The organism is Alkalicoccobacillus gibsonii (assembly GCF_016798245.1).
GTDB lineage: Bacteria > Bacillota > Bacilli > Bacillales > Bacillaceae_D > Alkalicoccobacillus > Alkalicoccobacillus gibsonii.
In genome coordinates this window covers 398,207-417,619 of sequence record NZ_JAEUZA010000003.1, presented here as the reverse complement: position 1 = coordinate 417,619, position 19,413 = coordinate 398,207, and the positions used below count along the sequence as shown (strand labels likewise).

Genomic DNA, 19,413 nt, shown 5'->3' with positions numbered 1-19,413 from the left:
GACAAACTAACTAACAATTGGTAAATAAAGAATATTCATACGACTTTCTCCTTATTCTTTCCTATTTCTGAAACTTTTTCATCCCTTATGGGGTATATACATACTAGATTGACACATATTCTAAGGAGGAATTGATAATGAAAGAGACGAATAAGGACATTCAAGACAATAAACTGGTTTCCATCGTTGCCTACTTGCCGATCTTATTTTTGATTCCATTGTTTGTAGCAAAAGAATCCCCATTCGCCAGATTCCATACGAATCAAGGTGTACTTGTTACAATTGTGTGGGCGGCAGGTTACTTACTCTTAGCTATTCTTCCAGGTCTAATCAGTGGACTCCTCACACCACTGTTCGGAATCCTTATGCTTGTTCTGTTTATTCTTGGTGTAGTAAATGTATCCAATGGACAAATGAAACCTCTCCCTGTTATTGGCGAGACACAGATTATTAAGTAATGTGAAAAAAGTAGATAGTAAGAGCGAGCCTGGGACATAACTAAAAATAAACGCAAAAATAGCGAATGATTCAACCATCGAATCATTCGCTATTTGATTTTTGCAAAACGAGCGGAAGGAGAACCCGACACTCCTACGGAAAAGTACGCGGTGAAGACACTGTAGTGGTGGTTTTCCGCTACAGGGGCTGAGGCCATTCCCGTGGAAAGCGAGGGATTCTCCTGCAGCGGATTTGTTGCTATGTTCGTGTTTTTGTGAGTGATTTATGTTATGTCCCAACCTGGTTCTATATTAATTAAGACGCTACTCTTGTAATCTATTTCTATCTGTTATAATATCCGATTAGACTTATTGGTTTTAAATACAATTCTTTTGGGTATACACCATATCGTCTTGTTTTTACATTTTTATTACTTTGAACGGAGGTTTTCAGATTATGGCTCAGTCATCATCATCATCAGATATTCCAAGCAATTGGGATCAGCGATCTACAACCGTTAAGGGCCCTCTTCAATCGATTCAAACGCCATACGTTATTCTTGGGTTACTTGCAATCATTGCTTTATTCATAACAACGGTCCTTGTTGTTGATTGGGTGCAAGGGTTCTTATTTTTAATTGGCCTTGCTTTGGGGATGGCCTTATTATATGCACGCTTCGGATTCACATCTGCCTTCCGTCGATTGGTTTCTGTTGGAAACGTGCAGGGTCTTCAAGCTCATATGCTAATGCTTGCCGTCGCAACAACGTTGTTTGCTCTTATCTTTTCGTCTGGTTTTAGCTTTACAGGCGTTGAACCAACTGGCTATGTATCACCCGTTGGCATCAGCTTATTAGTCGGTGCATTTATGTTTGGTATCGGTATGCAGCTTGGTAGTGGCTGTGCGTCAGGAACGCTTTATTCCGTTGGGGGAGGCTCTTCCTCAATGGTTGTAACGCTCTTCTTTTTTATTGTCGGTTCTGTGATTGGTGCCTATCATTTAGCTTATTGGCAAACAACACCTTCGCTTGGACCAATTTCGCTTGCTGAGACTACTGGGTTTGGTTTCTTTGGTGGCTGGGCTCTTCAAATGGCCCTCTTTGCAATCATTTATTTCGGAACGGTGCTATTTGCAAAATGGAAGAACCCTCCTAAAATGAAGCCTCTAACCACTACAACGGGCTTTAAAAAGATCCTTCGTGGAGCATGGCCTTTGTTTTCTGCAGCGATTGTCCTTGCTGTGCTAAATGCACTAGTGTTAGCTGTACGTGGTACCCCTTGGGGCATCACATCAGCCTTTGCACTCTGGGGAGGAAAGGTTTTAGATTTCGTTGGTGTAGATGTCGCTTCGTGGGATTATTTCACAGGCGCAAATGCCGAGGCATTATCAAGCACGGTTTTAGCGGACTCAACAAGTGTCCTAAACTTTGGAATTATGCTTGGTGCGTTTGTTTCGGCGGCTTTACAGGGAACGTTCCGACCAAAACGCGTGAAGCCTGGGGTTGTCGGTGCATCGGTTATCGGTGGATTACTAATGGGCTACGGTGCGAGACTTGCGTATGGATGTAATATTGGCGCTTATTTCGGAGGCATTGCTTCGTTTAGTTTACATGGCTGGATTTGGGCTGTGATGGCTATTCTTGGAACAGTCCTTGCATTATATATTCGCCCTCTATTCGGGTTATCCAATCCAAAACCAAAGGATTCATTGTGTTAAGAGATATTAAAGAAGGACTAGCTGAGAGCTAGTCCTTTTCTTATGTTACTTGGAAGGTTGCAATGTTCTTCTACGAACAAAAAGCAATAAACCAAGTCCTGTTATTAATCCACCAGCTAACATAAGCATAGGATTGTTTGTGGCTGTATCTGGTAATGCTCCACCTTCCATATCTTCAAGCATTTGAGCGTTGTCACGCACGTCTGCTGGTACCTCAATTGAATCTACACCATTAAAGTTATGGACATCCATCTCAATCATTTGTGTCATGTTGGTTGTCTCACCTTCAACCTCCATGTCCATATCCAGGTGCATCATTAGATTAGTCATATAATGTGTATCTTTTGCGATGGTCATTTCATACTTTACGTCGTTATACGTAATATCCGCCATTAGTTCATCCATCATCATGTCTTCGTCCTGCCCCATAGACATGTCCATCCATTCCTTCATTGCTTCTTCTAAATCTTGACCGTCACCCTCATAGGTCAATATGTACGAATCTCCATTATCCTCTACACTCATGTCTTCTCCAAACAGTTCCGCTTGTTCTACTTGATCACTTGCCATAGCCCATTCCATTAATTCATCTAAACCATCTGATAATTCAGCAGGGAGCTTAACCCATTCACCATCAGCTGTCTCTTGATAAAAGCCTTCTTCTGTCCAATACGATTCTAATGTTTCTTCTTCACCTGCCATTGAAGTCGTAACAACTTGATGCATCGCAAAAGGATCCAGAATCACATCTTCTTTAGAGCTTGTCTTAATGGTCACTTCTTCTCCCATGCCCATCATAGTCATTTCAATCTTCGTTTCACTTGAATAGCTTTCAAGCTCAAGCATAGCTTTGTTTGATTTTTCCAGAATCGAGGTAGCACTTTCTTCTTCATTAGCAAAGGCTTGATACGGAAGTGCAAGCGTGAATAGGGCAACAAGACAAACTGGTGTAGCGAACTTTTTTTGCATAAAAAAACTCCTTCTCATTTTGGGTTTGAGAGATTCGTATGCTGTATGTAAGTGGGGCCACTAATTTCTATTTATTTGAATTGTTTACTTGTCCCTCCTGCACTGTCTACCCTTGTCACATTCTCGTTAAACCGCTTTCTTTTATATGTTAAGATATAGTGAGTAAAGGAGAGGATATCAGTGATACGACTAGATTCTATTAAAAATGTTAAGAGTCTTTCCATGTTCATTTCACAGTGTCAGCAGCATTCATCTAAGCATATTGGATACATCGGAACAGTAGAAAAAGAAATTCAACATTCCCTTGAAGAAGATTTTTCAGATCTCCCATTTGAGGATTCAGCTCTAGGAATCTTCATGAATGGAGAATTAATTGGGTTCCTTGGCTTTGATATTGATAAAGACGAGCGCTCGGTAGACGTGTGGGGTCCTTTTTTTAAAAATGATTGGAACGAGGATCAGGCGATTGAGCTCTGGAATGCATTGATTGACCGTGCCTCTATATCGCTAGAAGAATACTCTTTCTTTTTAAACATATCAAATAAAGACGCAATCCAATTTGCTGAAACACTTGGCGCCACATTTCAGGGAAATCACTTTGTCCTTACACTTGAACGTTCACTTTATCATCCACAGGAAATTACCTCTTATATTGGGCCATTCGAACATATTCATAAAGAAGCCTTCACAGCTCTTCATCAGACTCACTTCCCAGAAGCTTACTTTACAGCAGATGAGATGATCGATTCCATCGATACAACGCATCAATTATTTCTTTACAAAGAAAACGAGAAAACGAAAGGCTATATCTATGCTGAGGTTGATCCACAATTTGGTGAATCAGATATCCATTTCTTTGCGGTGGATGCCAATACCCGAGGAAAAGGAATTGGGACACAGCTACTCCATGCCGCAACGTCCTGGATCTTCTCTTTCACTGCTATTCAAACCATCACCCTTTGCGTTTCTGCGGAGTCAGATGCAGCTATTCATTTATATAAAAAAGCTCAATTTAGAGAAACCTATACTCTGTCTGCATACGGATTAAAGTCCTAAAGAAGAAGCGAGCACCCCATAAAAATGGATTGCTCGCTTCTTTTTATTACTCTCCGACAGAGACCGCTTCAAACTGTTGCTCAACCATTTCTCTATACACCTCATGAGTTTGAATTAACTCATCGTGTGTGCCAATTCCTGTGGCACGTCCTTTTTCAAGTACAATTAACCGGTCCGCATGTCTTACAGTGGATAACCTGTGAGCAATAACTAGTGTAGTTCTTCCCTTCATTAATCCTTGGAGAGCTTCTTGAACCAGGCTTTCTGAGGTACTATCTAAGTGAGCGGTTGCCTCATCGAGAAGTAAGAGTTCCGGATCACGTATGATGGCGCGTGCAATGGCAAGACGCTGGCGCTGACCACCAGACACCATAATGCCTCTCTCCCCAACCTGCGTATCATATCCGTCCGGTAGTCCCTCAATAAATTCTCCCAGATTCGCTTGCTTAATCGCCACGTCAATTTCTTCATCTGTAACACCATCAAGTCCATACGACAAATTATCACGAATGGTTCCAGCCATCATTGGGCTTTCTTGAGAGACGTACGCAATTTTGCTGCGCCACTCTCTTAACTGAAAATCCTCCAGCTTGCTGCCTTCATACGTAATTACTCCATGTTGTGGTTGATAAAAGCGTTCAATTAAAGAAAATACAGTCGTTTTACCAGCGCCACTTGGACCTACAAAAGCTGTAACCTTCCCTTTTTCTACCGTAAAGGATAAGTGATCAAGAATCTGTTTATCTTCCGTATATCCAAAGGATACATTTTCAAAAATCAGCCCTTCTCGTGATCTTAATGGCTCAGAGTTTTCCTCGGTGTGATCTGTTTCTACTGCCTCATTCATGATGTCCCGAATACGCTCTGTTGCCCCCATCGCTTTTTGCGATTGTGTAAAGAAAGTAGCCATTTGACTAAATGGGACAATGATTTGAAACATATAGAGAATGATGGCGACAAGCGATCCGGCACTTAACGTCCCTTCGGACACTCGAAACCCACCGTAACCAATTAAGAAAACAAGCATCACCAAATTAACGGTCATCATAAGCGGAGATACAATTGCGTTTATTTTGGCTTCTCTTAGCCCATACGTAAACAGCTTTGTAATTCTAGAGATCCCTTTTTCTTCTTCTTTTGGTTCAGCAAGTGACGACTTCACTAAACGAATATCAGATAATACTCGACCAAGATCTCCTTGAAATTCAGCCGTTTCATCTTGCGTTGCCTTAGATACACGATACATTTTTCGACCAAGAGGCATTAGGATTGCAAACGCAATTGGAATAATCACCAGCATCATTAATGTAATCTTCCAGTCGATGATTAATAGAAAAATCACGGAGCCAATAATGGAAATGAGTCCAGAGAAAAACGGAATGATTTGCATGACAACAAATTCTTTCACCACATTTGTGTCATTTGTAATACGGCTCATGGTCTCACCAGAATTACGTTTATCAAAAAATGGAATCGGTAGCTTCACGACATGTTTCCACAAATCCTCGCGAAGCTTTGCGATCATATGCTGACCCACACGCGTCATCATATAGATGGAGAAGCCCGACATCACTGCTTGTGCTAAAAACACTCCCACAAGTCCTGCTACGAGTCCCATTGATATCGTGGTGACTGACAAGATATCGACAAGCTGCATCGTTAATAGCGGGACAAGTAAAGATAGAATCGTTTCCCCTAGTCCAAGGATGATCGCGCCACCCATTAGCCAGTAGGAAGGTCGGTAGTTCATTAATAGTCGCCAAAATTCTTTCCATTTAGGTGGCTGGTTTGTCGCTTGCTCTGTTTGCTTCATCTTTTTGCATCTCCTTTTGCATATCCATTAAATAATGTTCAATCTCTTCACTTACCTGATCCATAAGAAAAGGTGGGGCTGCTTTTATCTTTTCAGCATTCTCTTCAAGCTCATCTAGCATTTCCTTCGTAAACAAGGTAGAAATGGAAGATGAGAGCTCAAGTACCTTACTTTGTGCTTGAACGCTTGTTGGGCTATCCGTTTTCACTATGTTCACTAACTCGCTCAATAGCATCCAGTATTGTTTTTGTGTTTCAAGTGAAAAGAGTACTTCCACCAAATCTTGTGATAAGAAGGTCGATAACCACTGCTTCCGCTCTTCTCCTTGTTGAAACGTGTGTATAAATGAAAGAATAACGTCTCCATTAACCTCAACCTCACTATTAACAACCTCTTCAACTGTTTCTAATGATTCGATGACCTTTTGTAAGCTTTTTTGCTTCTCTACAAGTAGACGTTTCTGAAACGAAATGGTTTCAATTAAATTCAATTCCTCATCATGAATAAAGTCGGCGATTTGATCTAATGAGTAATTTAAATACTTAAATGTAATGATCTTTTGGAAAAGAAATAAGTCTTCCTTCCCATACAAACGGTGCCCCTGTTCATTAAATGAAGAAGGAACTAACAGCTTTTTCTTATGATAAAACCGTAACGTTCTTATATTTGTTCCTGTTAACCTAGCAAACTCTCCTATTGTATAACGTTTCTCCATTGTTAGCTCCTCTCATCTAACTAGAGTATAGCCCGTGACGTTACGTCATGCGCAAGAAAAATCTTGATAATAAATGATTCTAATTTTATAGAATTTAAAATTCTAAAAATATTGAATTATTCGATCTGCACCTATATACTTAACATTAATATGGAAGATAAAGGAGATGAAGGTATGAATATTCTTGATTACTCAAATCCATTTAGAGAAGGTTACTCAATTGAATTTAAGTATTCTCTCTTATGGGAAGCCGCTTTAGGGATTGCTGCCATTACACATAAGAAGATCAATCATTCTCTAACAGAACAAGATTTCTTTGCTCCCATTAATCAGGACATCATTTCTAGCCAACTTAAAACGGAATTGGATACTGTACATACTCGGAATACATGGAAAGCCTTGTTACAGCTACTGCACCATCTAGATAACCATTCGTTAGATTCCTTTCAATCATTTGTCCATTCCCTGGAAGAAGCCGAATTACGAAAAAAATGTCTTCCTTATTTGAATCAAGAACTAGAAGAGACTGTGAATAAGGCAGCTAAAGGTGATTCTGGTGCTATTAAATCGATTGCTTCCGCCAACAAACATATCTCATTTATGCCCGACTACATTATGTACCTGTGTACAACTGAGATCGATCCGCTAAAGAAACATCTTATTTCTGTAATGACAGGATGGTTTCAAGAAATCATCAAACCAAAGCAGCATTCATTAGAGGACATGCTGAACCGAGACATCAAATCAAAAAGAGCTAAGCAAAGAACCTATTCTCAGATGGACGAATTCGTTGCATATGTAACTGATGGAATTGACTATTCTCCCGAACCCTACGTTACAAAGGTTGTTCTCATTCCACACTTTTCATACCGGCCTTGGACGATCGTTGCTGATCTTAAGGGGGTAAAAGTATTTTACTATCCAATTGCAAATGCAAGCATGACTCCCGGCGATCCGCTCATTCCAGATAAAAAGCTTGCCCTATTGTATAAAGCATTAGGAGATGAAGCTCGCTTAAAAATGGTTAAACTCCTGTTTTCTGGGGATAAAAGCTTACAGGAATTAGCCTCTCTTTTGGACATGCCAAAATCGACGCTACATCACCACCTCACCCAATTGCGTTCAGCAAGACTTGTCTTAACGACCAAAAGTAAGTACAGCTTAAACAAAACAAAGCTTATAGATATACATCGTGGCCTTACTGATTATTTAAAGGAAGGGTGGAATGAGAATGAGTGAGGCTGTACATTCGCTGCATAAAAACCGCTCGTTTTACTGGCTGATGGGAGGCAATCTCGCCTCCTTTGCCGGTGCACAAATTTATCTAATAGCCCTTCCACTTGTTGTTCTATCACTAACAGGTTCAGCTGTTGCTATGGGGACGATTGCTGCAGTCGGACAAGCAACAGTCTGGTTCATGCCTGTTATCGGGCCTTTTATTGATCGGTATCACAGACGAACCTTACTGCTTTTAAGCGACTTCATAAGGGCCTTAATCCTTTTGCTACTAAGCATGCTTTATATGATAGACATGCTTCATTTCATCACGTTGATTATGGCTTCAATCGTCATCGGCTTATGCACGCAGATTTATAATACGGCGCAGTTTGCCGTGATTCCCTCTATCGTTAAAAAAGAAGATCTTCCTCTTGCAAATACAGTAGAGTCAAGTCTCTACCATACAACCATTTTAATTGGTCCAACTCTTGGAGGACTGCTTATTGCTTTTGTTCATCCGGGGATTGGGTTAATTGCAAACAGTATTGGGTTCTTTCTGGCCTTTCTGACACTATTTTTCATTCGTGTTCCACCACCAACTAAACAACCTTCGACTCGAGGATTCTTTCAGGATGTGAGGGAAGGATTTCATTTTATTTATACGGAGAAGCTTCTATTGTTAACAAACATCGGCAGCGCCTTCATTAGTTTTGGAGTGACGTTTTCACTTACGCTATTAGTCTTTCATCTTCAATCAACAGTCGGTTTGACTCCACTTGAGATTGGGTGGATTCTATCATTCGGAGGAGCTGCTGCCATCGCCGGTTCATTTCTATCCATTAGTTTGAGAAGGATTGCCAGTCAACGGACCATCCTCTTTTTAGGGTACTTTGGCGGGGGTGCTTCTCTCATTTGGCTTGGCTTTGCGGATTCATTTGTCCCCTTACTGATTGCAAATGCCATTGGCACCTTTTGTGCGGCTTCCTTTAATCCTGTTGTAAAGACGATACGGCAGAAGTTAACACCATCCCATATGCTTGGAAGGGTTCAAGCGAGTAGCCGATTTATTACGATGGCCCTACTTCCTCTAGCTGCTTTTATTGCTGGTGTATTGGGAGACGCTTTGGACACACATCGCACCATTGCCATAGGAGGGTTGATTGCAACGTGTTCAATACTTATTTTCTTCCACCGCGATATGGTTACATTACGAGCGGATTTATAGACAAAACCTTGCTTCGATAGATTCAGAAACCCATAAAAAAAAAGGCAAATGATTCGCATTGAATCATTTGCCTCTTATTCATTCAATTGTCATGTTGATTTTTTATTAACCTAGAATCTCTTTCAGGTTACGAATACTGATCTCCACGCTCTCAAGCGGTGGGCGTTGGCAGACGTCTTGTTCTACGATAAGACGCTTGGCACCTGCCTCTTGAACTGCTACAACAATGCCTTTGATATCAAGTGTTCCCTCGCCCACTTCCGCAAACGTTCGGTCTGAGGTATCTGCCATATCTTTAATATGTGCAAGAGGTAATCTACCTTTGTACTTTGCTGCATAATCTACTGCTGAAACACCTGCGTATTCTGCCCAGTAGGTATCTAGCTCTACTTGAACCAGTTCAGCGTCTGTTTGAGAGAAGATTAAGTCCAATGCGTATTCGCCATCATATTTTTCATATTCAAAGTCATGATTGTGGTAACAAAGAGTCATGCCAGCTTCTTTCACTTTTTTACCATAGTGATTCAAGCTTTCAGCTAGCTTCACGTAGTCATCCTTACTCGTTCTTCGTTCTGGAACTAAGTAAGGAATGACCATTGTTTCAACACCTAGCTCTTTATGGTAGGCAATAATCTCATCGGCATTATCCTCAAGTAGCTCGATTCCAACGTGGCTTGAGAAAGGCTTCAGATCAAGCTCCTCTAAGAAGGCTTTTAATTCAGAGGCTTCATAGCCACCAAATCCGGCAAATTCTACGCCATCATATCCGAGCTCCTTAACCTTTTTAAGTGTTCCTAGAAAATCCTCTTTTGTTTCATTTCTTAGTGTAAACAACTGTAAAGCGATCGGTAGCTGTGCCATGTTAAACATCCTCTCAGAACTAGTTTACTTTCACAAATGCACTGGTTTTTGCAGACTCTAATGCGGCTAGTACCACATTCAGCGATTTCATTCCTTCTTCGCCAGTGACAACAGGCTTCGTACCATTTATAATGCCATCTAAAAATGCATCAATCACTCCACTTGAAGTCTGACCGCCTTCTTCATTGGTAGCAATCGCCCCAACTGCGTAACGTTCAACCGTCCCATCTGTTAAACGAACCACAACCTGCTCATCGGCGTTATCTTTGATTTCAAGCACACCATGCTCGCAGTAAACGCTTGTTGTATTGTCTTCGCCCTTGTAATATGTCCAGCTTGCTGCCATTGTTCCAATCGCTCCGCCTTGCATACGCAATAGACATGTTGCGTTGTCATCAACATCACCTTGCTTATCAAGGGTTTCAACAAACGCAGCAACTTCTGAGACTTCTTGATCAAACAACCAGCGGATCAAGTCAATTTTGTGTACACCTAAGTCACCCATTGCTCCTACAAATGCTTTGGATTTATCAAAGAACCAGCTTGTATCTCCTTGTACACTCCATGCATCTGGACCACCATGGCCAAATGTCGTTTTAAATGTAAGTACCTTACCTAAACGGCCTGATGCTAATACTTCTTTTGCCTTTACGTGTGGAGGCATTAGTCGCTGATTGTGCCCAATCATTAATTGCACATTGTTGTCAGCTGCAGCTTGGATCATGGCTTCCGCTTCTTCAAGGGAAGTTGCCATCGGCTTTTCACAAAGAACATGCGCTCCAGCTTTCGCTGCCGCAATCGATACTTTGGCATGGTCTGCATTCTGAGTGCAGACACTCACTACATCAACCTCTTCATTTGCTAGAAGCTCCTCGTAGCTTGTGTAGGCTTTTCCTCCGAACTGTTCTACATTGGCCTCTGCTAATTCAATGGTAAAATCACAAAAGGCTACAAATTCAACGTCTTCTCTACTTGCATACTCAGGAATGTGACGATATTTTGCAATACTTCCATTCCCAATCACAGCTACTTTTAATTTTTTCATGATATTACCCCTTTCTTATTAATTAAAAATTCTATAGCCACCACATGTCTGGTACTGGATCTTTAATTAATACTTGCTGAAGATTGCTTACAGCTCGACTGAATCCTTCATCAATGGACATTAGTCCATCTTCATGCTCGATGCTGACAGCTCCATCATATCCAACTGTACGCAGTGCGCTTATGATATCTGACCAAACCTTCAGATCGTGACCATACCCTACCGAGCGGAAGATCCATGCACGATCTTGCATATTGGCATACGATTGCATATCAAGAAGCCCATGCATGTTTACATTGTCTTGATCAATATATGTGTCTTTTGCATGGAAGAAGTGGATCGCATTACGCTTTCCAAGAATTTTAATAGCAGCTATGGGATCGATCCCCTGCCACCATAAATGACTTGGATCCACATTTGCTCCAATTACTTCACCCACTGCATCACGGAGTTTTAACAAGGTTGCTGGGGTATGTACTAAGAACCCTCCGTGCAACTCAAGAGCAATCTTCACATTGTGATCGCTTGCGAATTTCCCTGCTTCCTTCCAATATGGAATCAGTATTTCTTCCCACTGCCATTTTAAAATTTCACCATGCTCGTTTGGCCAAGGAGCAACTGGCCAGCTTGGTGATTTCGCGCCTTCATAGGCACCAGGTGTGCCAGAGAATGTTGTCACAACTTCTACACCTAACTTATTGGCTAGACGTACCGTATCAAGAAATTCCTGATGACACTGATCGGCAAACTCCTTGTCAGGTGTAATCGGGTTCCCGTGGCAGCTTAAGCTACTAATCGTCAATCCTCTACTCTCCACAGCATGTTGGAACGCCTTTAGCTTTGATTCATCTGCTAAAAGCTCAGCAGGATTACAATGGGCATTTCCCGGATAACCTCCTGTCCCAATCTCTACCGTTTCTAACCCTAAGCTCTTAATATGATCAAGCATTTCCTCAAATGGTTTATCAGCAAATAATACTGCGAATACTCCTAGTTTCATCGTATCTCCTCCTTAATTAGTTTCAACTGGTGCCGGACGTTCACACTGACTTTGCATGGCATAATGTTGATTGTTTGCCGATGCTGTATAGAAACCATGCATCGCTTCTAGTACGTGGTAGCCCATTTCACCAGATGCTCTAGTTGGACTTCCTGTCACAATTGCACGTGCCATATCCTTTAAGCCAAGACCACGTTCATTTTCCGTGTTTCCATGTGTTAGAGCGAGTTCAGTCCAATCGAGCTCTCCCGCTTTTTTAATATAGACCGGCCCACCAAACGTGTTCGGATCTGGTACTCTAAGTGTTCCTTCTGTTCCATAGATCTCAATCCATGGTAAAGTAGCGCCCCACACATCAAAACTCATAATTAATGTTCCAACTGCACCGTTTTCAAAGTCAATGACTCCTGTTACGTGTGTTGGCGTATTTACTGGAATGACTTCACCATTACGTTCTGGACTTGTAGCAATTCGTTCTTTTAGTGCAGACTGAGCTGATCCTGTTACTCTGCGGAATGGACCAATGAGGTGAATGAGTGCTGTTAAATAATACGGACCCATATCAAATAGCGGCCCCGCCCCTTCTTGATAGTAGAAGTATGGATTTGGATGCCAGCTTTCAGGACCATGTGACATCATAAATGCTGTTGCTGCTACAGGTTTTCCTATTGAGCCCTCATCAATAAGCTGGCGGCAGGTTTGCAGACCACCACCTAAAAACGTATCTGGCGCAACGCCTACTTGAAGGCCTTTTTCCTTCGCAACTTGCAAAATTTGATCAGCGTCCTGTAATGAAATGGATAGAGGCTTCTCAAGGAACACATGCTTTCCGTTCTCCAAGGCTTTTAAAGATACCTCAGCATGTGCTGCTGGAATGGTTAAATTTAATATCATATCAACATCGGGATCTGTGTAAAGCTCGTCTGGCGTTAGCACTCTTTGAATGTTGTACGTTTTTGCTTTTTCTCTTGCAGCCTGTTCATTTAAATCACTGACAGCAACAATCTCAATAAACTCATCTGAGACACAATTCTTCAAATAGATATCACTAATTGTGCCGCAGCCTACAATCCCTACTCTGGCTTTCTGCATTGAACTCACTCTCCCTTAAAAATAATTAACCGCTTACAGTACGTAAATCATTGTTTCATGTATACGCTATCATTCTACCTGTTTTCGTTCTGAATGTATAATATTTTTATTGATTCATTGAAGGTTTCTTTTTAACTTTTGACTGCACCCTCAGTAATACCAGCAATAACTTGCTTACTAAATAGTAAAAAGATAATAAGTAAAGGCAAGGTAGCTAAAAATGTTCCATTTAAAACCATGCTGTAATCTTGTGAATAGGTTCCGTTTAATGTCTTCAACGCAACCTGAATGGTATGAACACTCCGGTCCTTAAGCACAACAAGCGGCCAAAGAAAATCATTCCAAACATTCATATACGTAATTAAACCAAGTGTGGCAAGGGCTGGACGAAGAATAGGGAGAACAACTGTCCAATATAATCGGAAATTAGAGCAACCATCCATTCTTCCTGCATCAATCAACTCATCTGGAACAGCTGATGAAATGTATTGTCTCATCCAGAATACGCCAAATGCATTCACCATTGCTGGAACAATCAAAGCAGTTAACGTGTTAATCCACCCAAGTTGGCTAACAATCATATATGACGGGATAAGACCTAGCTGTGCTGGCACCATCATTGTGGCAAGCACAAAGATAAACAAACCGTTTCGTCCTTTAAACTTCAGTTTTGCGAAGGCGAACCCTGCTAACGAACAGAAAAATAAAACAGATATAGTAATTAAACTTGCTACAATAAAGGTATTAAATAGTGCCTGTAAGAAGTTAATGTTTGTAAATACCTTCCCAGCATTCACAAAAAACTCTGTCCCAGGCATGATTGCAGGAGGAAACTGACTAACTGCGGATGTATGATTTGATCCAATGACAAACATCCAATATAAAGGAAATAGCGCACACAGGCTAAAGAAAACAAGTGCGCTATATATACTGATCCTACCTAGACTAAACGGCTTGCTACCTACTTCTTTCATCCGACTCACATCCTTAATCAGCAGATTTAATTTTGCGCGTCACAAATAAATTCAGTAACGAGAACATAACGATGATCAAGAATAACAGCCATGCAATCGCAGATGCATATCCAAACGAATTTCTGAGAAATGCTTCTTCATATAAATACAGAGTTAATGTTAAACCTTGATTAACAGCTCCACCGCCCATACCTGAGAAGGTCTGTGGTTCAGCAAAGATTTGCATTCCACCAATGGTTGATAAAATAACCGTGAAGATGATCATCGGTCGAATCATTGGGATCGTAACAAACAAGAATTGCTGAATTTTATTTGCTCCATCAATCGTCGCTGCTTCATAAAGATCTTTAGGGATACTTTGCAGAGCAGCTAAATAAATAATGGAGTTATAACCGACCCATCGCCAGATGACCATGCTTGAGATCGCGACATGAGTTCCGAGAACGGACGCTTTCCAATTAATCGGCTCCACACCAACAAGGGAAAGAAGATAATTAATAATTCCATAATGCTGTCCAAAGATCGCATCAAACACAATGGCTACTGCAACCACTGAGGTGATATTTGGAAGAAAAACAGCTAGTCTGAAAAAATGTCTCCCTTTGAGTAACGCTTGATTTAACACAAATGCCAGCACAAGTGCAAGTGTCAGCTGTGGAACGGTTGACATGACCCATATACTCATGGTGTTCCCAAGAGCCTTCCAAAACAGTGGATCAGTCAGTAGCCATTGATAATTCGTAAACCCCACAAACTCTTTTGTTCCAAGAATGTCCCATTTATGAAAAGAGATATACGCCGTAAAAAGAATCGGAAATACACCAAAAACCGCAAACAATAGAAAAAAAGGTGAGATGTATAAATAAGCCGAAATATGATCTTTTTTACTTTGAGTAAACAGCTTCTTGGGTTTCTTCACAGAACTCTCCTTCATCACTTGCCTCCTTACTTAATATGAGGATGCCGCAACTGCACGGCATCCAATAAAGGTTTTGGTTATCTTCCAATCTCTCGTTCTAAACTTTTCATTGCCGCATCCCAGCTTGATTCTGGTGTATCCTGCCCATCTCTAACCCTAGTGACCGCATCTCCAAGAATTTTTTCAATTTGAATAGATTCTGGTCCTTCAAGAATTGGAGTTACTCGCTCTGCTGCTTCAGAGTAGATCTTTCCTACTGGCGCATCATTAAAATACTCACTTGTATAATTTACTAGCTCCTCTGAATCATAAACGGAAGGCGTGGAAGGGAAGTTGCCAAGTTCTCTAAATACCGTTAATTGCTGCTCTGGCGCTAAGACCCACTCGATTAAATCATATGCTTCCTGAGGGTGCTTAGATTCTTTTGGAACCGTCAGGAACGATCCACCCATATTCCCTGACCCCTCAGGGATTTGAGTGATATCCCAAAGACCTGCTGCATCCGGTGCACTTTCTTGAATTTGTGTCATTCTCCATGCAGGGGCCACAACGGTGGCAAAGTCACCATTCACAAGACCAGCTGACCATTCTGTACTTCCGTCCTCCATATTTGTTGTTAGTCCCTTTTCAATGACTTCCATGGCATAGTCGTATGCACGGTGTATGGCTGGGTTATCTTCAACGATGATGTTCCCTTCCGCATCAAAGTACTTTGAATCCCCCTGTCCTTCCATTACCGCATACATATTCCCTGGGTTTGGAAGCATGGCTTTGCCTGTTTTCTCCATTACAAGCTCTCCCGCCGCAATAAAGTCATCCCAGGTCTTTAATTGCTCTGCAACTTCCTCCCTGTCAGTTGGGAGACCAGCTTCTTCAAATAAATCCACTCGGTACGCAAGTGCTTGTGGTCCAATATCAGTAGGAAGCCCCAGCAAATATTCACCATCTATCGATAAAGCTTGCTGCCATTTCCAATCTAAATAATCCCCTTCAGCTTCTGCTCCTCCGTAATCAAATAAATTATGAAAATGATCTGGATTGGCCTTCATTTTATCGATTCCTTTTACTTCTATCGCTGATATATCCGGTGCACCGCTGCCTGCTGCTAGCGCTGTTGTTAAGTTGGTATGGACATCGTTAAAATCTGCAATTTGAATGTTAACCTTAATATCGTGTTCTTCAGCATATTGCTCAATTAAACTCTCAATCCCCATTGATTTCCAGAGCCATATTGTAAGCTCTACCTGTCCATCGTCTGCCTTTTCTTCTCCATTACCGCAAGCAGACATCATAAATACAGACGCTACACATGCTGAACTAAGAACCCATCTCTTCCACACTTTACTCATCATTTATCCCCCTTTAGTAAGGTAAGCGCTTACATATATCTAGTCTACGCTTGGATAAATAGATTATGATTACGTTCTAGGTTTTATTTTGTTTTAAAAAGAATGACTCTCTTTAAGTCAACTTTAGATAACATCATTAAAAGACTAACGCTCTCTTACATGAGAACATTAGTCTTCTACTACACCTATATTCATTGTTCATCTATTAAAGCTTTTCACAGATCAAAAGAAAACGATGCTGTGCGACATCAATATACCCTTCTTTCTTCATTCGAAGGTAGATTTGATACAGCTCATCCTGATGATCCTCTTGCTTCCAGCCTTCAAGCTGCCAAGGAATTGCCTTTAAATAGTATAGGAGAGCACCCAAATCAAAAAAGCGCTGAGTTGGAAATTCTTCTTTAGCCGTCACCACTCGAAACCCCGCTTCCTTCAATTGGTTTTCTGCTTTCTCCAAGTTCCAACCCTCATACGAAACAGGCACATTAAACCACTCGTTGATTTCTCTGCAGTCGTCGCCTCCCACTTGCTGAGTAACAAAGGTTCCACCTGATTTTAGAATACGGTTCACTTCGTTTGCATCAAACGAATCATGTTTATTGATAATGAAGTCAAACTCTTCGTTCTCCAAAGGTAGATCATGATCATCTTCGAATGGTAGGACCGTTACACCTAAAGGCTCCAACCGGTTCTTGGCTATACTAACATTCGGTTGATAGCCTTCGGTTGCTTTTATGTGCTGTGGATAAGGTCTTAAATAACTAAGGAGTTCACCTCCACCTGTTCCCATATCAAGCATACTAGTGGCTGAAGCCATTTTGCTTTTAACGATGCTGCCATATGACCACGTAAGAAGAGAGGTCGCGATACGTCCCGTTTCAGACACGTAGGAAAAGTCCCATCCTTCAAATACTTCATCTGTTGCTTTTAACTGATTAAGAAAATCCTGCTCCACTTGTATCCTCCTTTAACGCTGCTAGAAATTGTTCCATTTCTTTTTGCCCTGAAAGAACATATACCTTATGTTGATCAGAGCTCTCCTCAAATTGTTTTAACTTTTGCTTCATTTTCTTCTGTCTTGGATAATAGGTTTTCAAAATAAACCAGATAAACCCTGGATCTATTTTCTCCTTACAGCCCTCTGTCAGGTCTGGCCTTGACTTACCATGAAACATAATTCGCCTCTTTACAACTTGATACAAACACCGCCAAAGAGGGCAATGGATAAACACAATGGTATCCGCTTTACTTAAACGTTCATTAAAGGTCGCATTATAGTTTCCTTCTATAATCCACTGCTCCGTTTGAGCTAATGCTTGTTGCTTCTTAATAAAAATCTCCTTGTCCTCTTCTATCCAGCCCGGCTTCCAGAACAGTGTATCCAGATGATGAACTGGCAGATGAAGCACACTTGATAGTTTTCTAGCAAATGTTGATTTCCCCGCCCCAGCTGAAGAACCAACAACCATAATCTTATTCACGGCGTTCATTCCCCTTTTAACATACCTTTTCCTGTTACTATCTATTAAATATGAAAAAGATAGGTAAAACAAGTTAAATATGCATGATCAACTTGTTGAAATCAGTAATTTGTAAATTGACTTACAATTAAGCCGGTGATAAAGTGGTACGTATAATTTAACCTTTTTATTGCTTCTAATTATCTATTTATACGAATAGGTTAGATCAATCTATATTAGTTTGGAAGCGCTTACTTAAATTGAGTTAGAAAGGAGATGTTCAGATGATTGGACAAAGTAAAAGATGGTTACTGGTCGCATGCTGCTCTCTCATTCTATTAACTGCGTGCAACCGCACAGAACTCACTACCAGTGATGGTCGAATTCAGCTTAATTACTGGGTATTGTTTGGTGGTGGAGACTTAAGCTACATGCAAGATATCGTTACATCATTTAATGAATCTCAGGACGAGATCTATGTAAATATCATCTTGCAGGACTTTGATGATTATTATACTAAACTCGTTACGAGCGTTGCTGCCAATCGTGGACCTGATGTCGCGGTATCACATGCCGCTGTTTTGCCTGAGCTTGTCAATCAAGGATTAACCGTGCCATTGAATGATCTCTCACAGGAGGTTGGACTGGATTTTAATGATTTCTATGAGAATCTTCAAGAGGCAATGGAGGTTGATGGAAGCTACCATGCGGTGCCGTTAGATTCTCATCCTTTCATCCTTTATGTCAATACAGAGCTAGCAGAAGAAGCTGGTCTCTTAGATGATAATGGGCAACCGATTATCGAAGAAACACCAGAAGGTTTCCTGAACTTCTTTCAAGAGGCTCGGGAGGCATTACCTGACAAGACGGGAATCGCCATACCAACCGGAGGACTTGATGTCTATCGCTGGTGGTGGACCATTTACTTTCAGATGGGTGGAACACCCATCTTCTCTGATGATCTAACGAATCCTGATATTACGCTAGATGAAGAGATTGCCGTAGAAGCGGCTGACTATCTTTTGCAGTTCTTTGGCGACGTGATTCCGATGCACTTAAGCGATCCTTACGAAACCTTCCAATCTGGTAATGCATTTAGCTTAATGACTGGAGTATGGGGCACAGGGATCTGGGAGGCTGCTGAGCTGCCTTTTACAGCGGTTCCATTCCCACAGCTGTTTGATGTGGATGCAGCACAAGGTGGATCACATACGCTGATCATACCGATTCACGCTGAAACAACAGATGAAAGGCAGCGAGCAAAGATGGAGTTCATTCAATACGTAAGCGATAGTGGACTTGATTGGGCCAAGGCTGGTCACATCCCTTCCAAGCCTGAAATTGTAGAATCACAGGAATATCAAGATATGCCATATCGCACTGATTACGCATCCATTTCAGCTGACGTTGTGTATACCGATCAAACGATCTATCAAAGTGCAGCTGAAACAGATATGACACGAAGCTTAGATGAAATTATGGCTGGTAGACTGACGCCAGAAGAAGGAATCCAGAAGATGATAAATGATCTAGAAATTACGATTCGATAAAATACGTATACAC

Annotated in this window: 18 protein-coding genes; 6 read left to right on the top strand and 12 right to left on the bottom strand. The window is 41.3% G+C overall.

The genetic code is table 11. The annotated features are described in order from the left end of the window. Positions 1-137: 137 nt before the first annotated feature. Both JNO66_RS13620 and JNO66_RS13615 read left to right on the top strand, forming a co-directional pair. Entirely contained in the window at positions 138-458 is a 321-nt protein-coding gene (locus JNO66_RS13620; protein ID WP_203088964.1) for a hypothetical protein, read from the top strand. A 436-nt stretch (positions 459-894) separates the two neighbouring features. Then, a complete protein-coding gene (locus JNO66_RS13615; RefSeq protein WP_203088962.1) occupies positions 895-2,154 on the top strand; it encodes a YeeE/YedE family protein in 1,260 nt (419 codons plus the stop codon). Between the two features lie 45 nt (positions 2,155-2,199). On the opposite strand, the gene JNO66_RS13610 is transcribed toward JNO66_RS13615, so the two are convergent. Further along, complete coding sequence (locus JNO66_RS13610; RefSeq protein ID WP_203088960.1) at positions 2,200-3,123, bottom strand: DUF6612 family protein; 924 nt, start codon at positions 3,121-3,123, stop codon at positions 2,200-2,202. Between the two features lie 180 nt (positions 3,124-3,303). Between JNO66_RS13610 and JNO66_RS20820 the strand changes: the two genes are divergently transcribed. Then, positions 3,304-4,179 (top strand): GNAT family N-acetyltransferase, encoded by an 876-nt coding sequence (locus tag JNO66_RS20820; protein WP_203088958.1) that lies wholly within the window; start codon positions 3,304-3,306, stop codon positions 4,177-4,179. Between the two features lie 46 nt (positions 4,180-4,225). On the opposite strand, the gene JNO66_RS13600 is transcribed toward JNO66_RS20820, so the two are convergent. Beyond that, a complete protein-coding gene (locus tag JNO66_RS13600; RefSeq protein ID WP_203088956.1) occupies positions 4,226-5,992 on the bottom strand; it encodes an ABC transporter ATP-binding protein in 1,767 nt (588 codons plus the stop codon). Beyond that, positions 5,955-6,707, bottom strand: a complete 753-nt coding sequence (locus tag JNO66_RS13595) for a MerR family transcriptional regulator (RefSeq protein ID WP_203088954.1) — start codon at positions 6,705-6,707, stop codon at positions 5,955-5,957. Before JNO66_RS13595 ends, JNO66_RS13600 begins: the two co-directional genes overlap by 38 nt. Before the next feature lie 174 nt (positions 6,708-6,881). Here JNO66_RS13595 and JNO66_RS13590 point away from each other — a divergent pair, with 174 nt between their 5' ends. Beyond that, entirely contained in the window at positions 6,882-7,946 is a 1,065-nt protein-coding gene (locus JNO66_RS13590; RefSeq protein ID WP_203088953.1) for an ArsR/SmtB family transcription factor, read from the top strand. Further along, positions 7,939-9,150 carry an MFS transporter gene (locus JNO66_RS13585; protein ID WP_203088952.1) on the top strand — a complete coding sequence of 404 codons (1,212 nt, stop codon included), beginning with the start codon at positions 7,939-7,941 and terminating at the stop codon, positions 9,148-9,150. The genes JNO66_RS13590 and JNO66_RS13585 overlap by 8 nt, the downstream gene beginning before the upstream one ends. Positions 9,151-9,255: 105 nt before the next feature. On the opposite strand, the gene JNO66_RS13580 is transcribed toward JNO66_RS13585, so the two are convergent. From JNO66_RS13580 to JNO66_RS13540, 9 genes are all read right to left on the bottom strand, one after another. Next, positions 9,256-10,011 (bottom strand): sugar phosphate isomerase/epimerase family protein, encoded by a 756-nt coding sequence (locus tag JNO66_RS13580; RefSeq protein ID WP_203088951.1) that lies wholly within the window; start codon positions 10,009-10,011, stop codon positions 9,256-9,258. A 19-nt stretch (positions 10,012-10,030) separates the two neighbouring features. After that, positions 10,031-11,056, bottom strand: coding sequence for a Gfo/Idh/MocA family protein (locus tag JNO66_RS13575; protein WP_203088950.1), 1,026 nt, complete (start codon positions 11,054-11,056; stop codon positions 10,031-10,033). Positions 11,057-11,087: 31 nt separating this feature from the next. Beyond that, positions 11,088-12,056 carry a sugar phosphate isomerase/epimerase family protein gene (locus tag JNO66_RS13570; RefSeq protein ID WP_203088949.1) on the bottom strand — a complete coding sequence of 323 codons (969 nt, stop codon included), beginning with the start codon at positions 12,054-12,056 and terminating at the stop codon, positions 11,088-11,090. 12 nt (positions 12,057-12,068) lie between these two features. Beyond that, a complete protein-coding gene (locus JNO66_RS13565; RefSeq protein WP_203088948.1) occupies positions 12,069-13,148 on the bottom strand; it encodes a Gfo/Idh/MocA family protein in 1,080 nt (359 codons plus the stop codon). A gap of 131 nt (positions 13,149-13,279) precedes the next feature. Then, the gene (locus JNO66_RS13560) at positions 13,280-14,122 is read right to left on the bottom strand and encodes a carbohydrate ABC transporter permease (protein WP_203088947.1); all 843 of its coding nucleotides are present in this window, start codon (positions 14,120-14,122) and stop codon (positions 13,280-13,282) included. 13 nt (positions 14,123-14,135) lie between these two features. Next, positions 14,136-15,056: a carbohydrate ABC transporter permease gene (locus JNO66_RS13555; RefSeq protein WP_203088945.1), complete on the bottom strand. Its 921-nt coding sequence runs from the start codon at positions 15,054-15,056 to the stop codon at positions 14,136-14,138. 62 nt (positions 15,057-15,118) lie between these two features. Further along, on the bottom strand, positions 15,119-16,390 hold the full coding sequence (locus JNO66_RS13550) for an ABC transporter substrate-binding protein (RefSeq protein ID WP_203088943.1): 1,272 nt from the start codon (positions 16,388-16,390) through the stop codon (positions 15,119-15,121). Between the two features lie 205 nt (positions 16,391-16,595). After that, positions 16,596-17,345, bottom strand: a complete 750-nt coding sequence (locus JNO66_RS13545; RefSeq protein WP_203088941.1) for a class I SAM-dependent methyltransferase — start codon at positions 17,343-17,345, stop codon at positions 16,596-16,598. Next, positions 17,326-17,871 (bottom strand): P-loop NTPase family protein, encoded by a 546-nt coding sequence (locus JNO66_RS13540; RefSeq protein ID WP_203088939.1) that lies wholly within the window; start codon positions 17,869-17,871, stop codon positions 17,326-17,328. Before JNO66_RS13540 ends, JNO66_RS13545 begins: the two co-directional genes overlap by 20 nt. A gap of 263 nt (positions 17,872-18,134) precedes the next feature. Here JNO66_RS13540 and JNO66_RS13535 point away from each other — a divergent pair, with 263 nt between their 5' ends. After that, on the top strand, positions 18,135-19,400 hold the full coding sequence (locus tag JNO66_RS13535; protein WP_203088937.1) for an extracellular solute-binding protein: 1,266 nt from the start codon (positions 18,135-18,137) through the stop codon (positions 19,398-19,400). Positions 19,401-19,413 lie beyond the last annotated feature (13 nt).

Excerpts from the sequence above, each read along its gene's own strand:
- JNO66_RS13620 (WP_203088964.1), top strand. The coding sequence starts at position 138 with ATGAAAGAGACGAATAAGGACATTCAAGACAATAAACTGGTTTCCATC.
- JNO66_RS13615 (WP_203088962.1), top strand. The coding sequence starts at position 895 with ATGGCTCAGTCATCATCATCATCAGATATTCCAAGCAATTGGGATCAG.
- JNO66_RS13610 (WP_203088960.1), bottom strand. The coding sequence starts at position 3,123 with ATGCAAAAAAAGTTCGCTACACCAGTTTGTCTTGTTGCCCTATTCACG.
- JNO66_RS13600 (WP_203088956.1), bottom strand. The coding sequence starts at position 5,992 with ATGAAGCAAACAGAGCAAGCGACAAACCAGCCACCTAAATGGAAAGAA.
- JNO66_RS13595 (WP_203088954.1), bottom strand. The coding sequence starts at position 6,707 with ATGGAGAAACGTTATACAATAGGAGAGTTTGCTAGGTTAACAGGAACA.
- JNO66_RS13590 (WP_203088953.1), top strand. The coding sequence starts at position 6,882 with ATGAATATTCTTGATTACTCAAATCCATTTAGAGAAGGTTACTCAATT.
- JNO66_RS13585 (WP_203088952.1), top strand. The coding sequence starts at position 7,939 with ATGAGTGAGGCTGTACATTCGCTGCATAAAAACCGCTCGTTTTACTGG.
- JNO66_RS13580 (WP_203088951.1), bottom strand. The coding sequence starts at position 10,011 with ATGGCACAGCTACCGATCGCTTTACAGTTGTTTACACTAAGAAATGAA.
- JNO66_RS13575 (WP_203088950.1), bottom strand. The coding sequence starts at position 11,056 with ATGAAAAAATTAAAAGTAGCTGTGATTGGGAATGGAAGTATTGCAAAA.
- JNO66_RS13570 (WP_203088949.1), bottom strand. The coding sequence starts at position 12,056 with ATGAAACTAGGAGTATTCGCAGTATTATTTGCTGATAAACCATTTGAG.
- JNO66_RS13565 (WP_203088948.1), bottom strand. The coding sequence starts at position 13,148 with ATGCAGAAAGCCAGAGTAGGGATTGTAGGCTGCGGCACAATTAGTGAT.
- JNO66_RS13560 (WP_203088947.1), bottom strand. The coding sequence starts at position 14,122 with ATGAAAGAAGTAGGTAGCAAGCCGTTTAGTCTAGGTAGGATCAGTATA.
- JNO66_RS13555 (WP_203088945.1), bottom strand. The coding sequence starts at position 15,056 with ATGAAGGAGAGTTCTGTGAAGAAACCCAAGAAGCTGTTTACTCAAAGT.
- JNO66_RS13550 (WP_203088943.1), bottom strand. The coding sequence starts at position 16,390 with ATGAGTAAAGTGTGGAAGAGATGGGTTCTTAGTTCAGCATGTGTAGCG.
- JNO66_RS13535 (WP_203088937.1), top strand. The coding sequence starts at position 18,135 with ATGATTGGACAAAGTAAAAGATGGTTACTGGTCGCATGCTGCTCTCTC.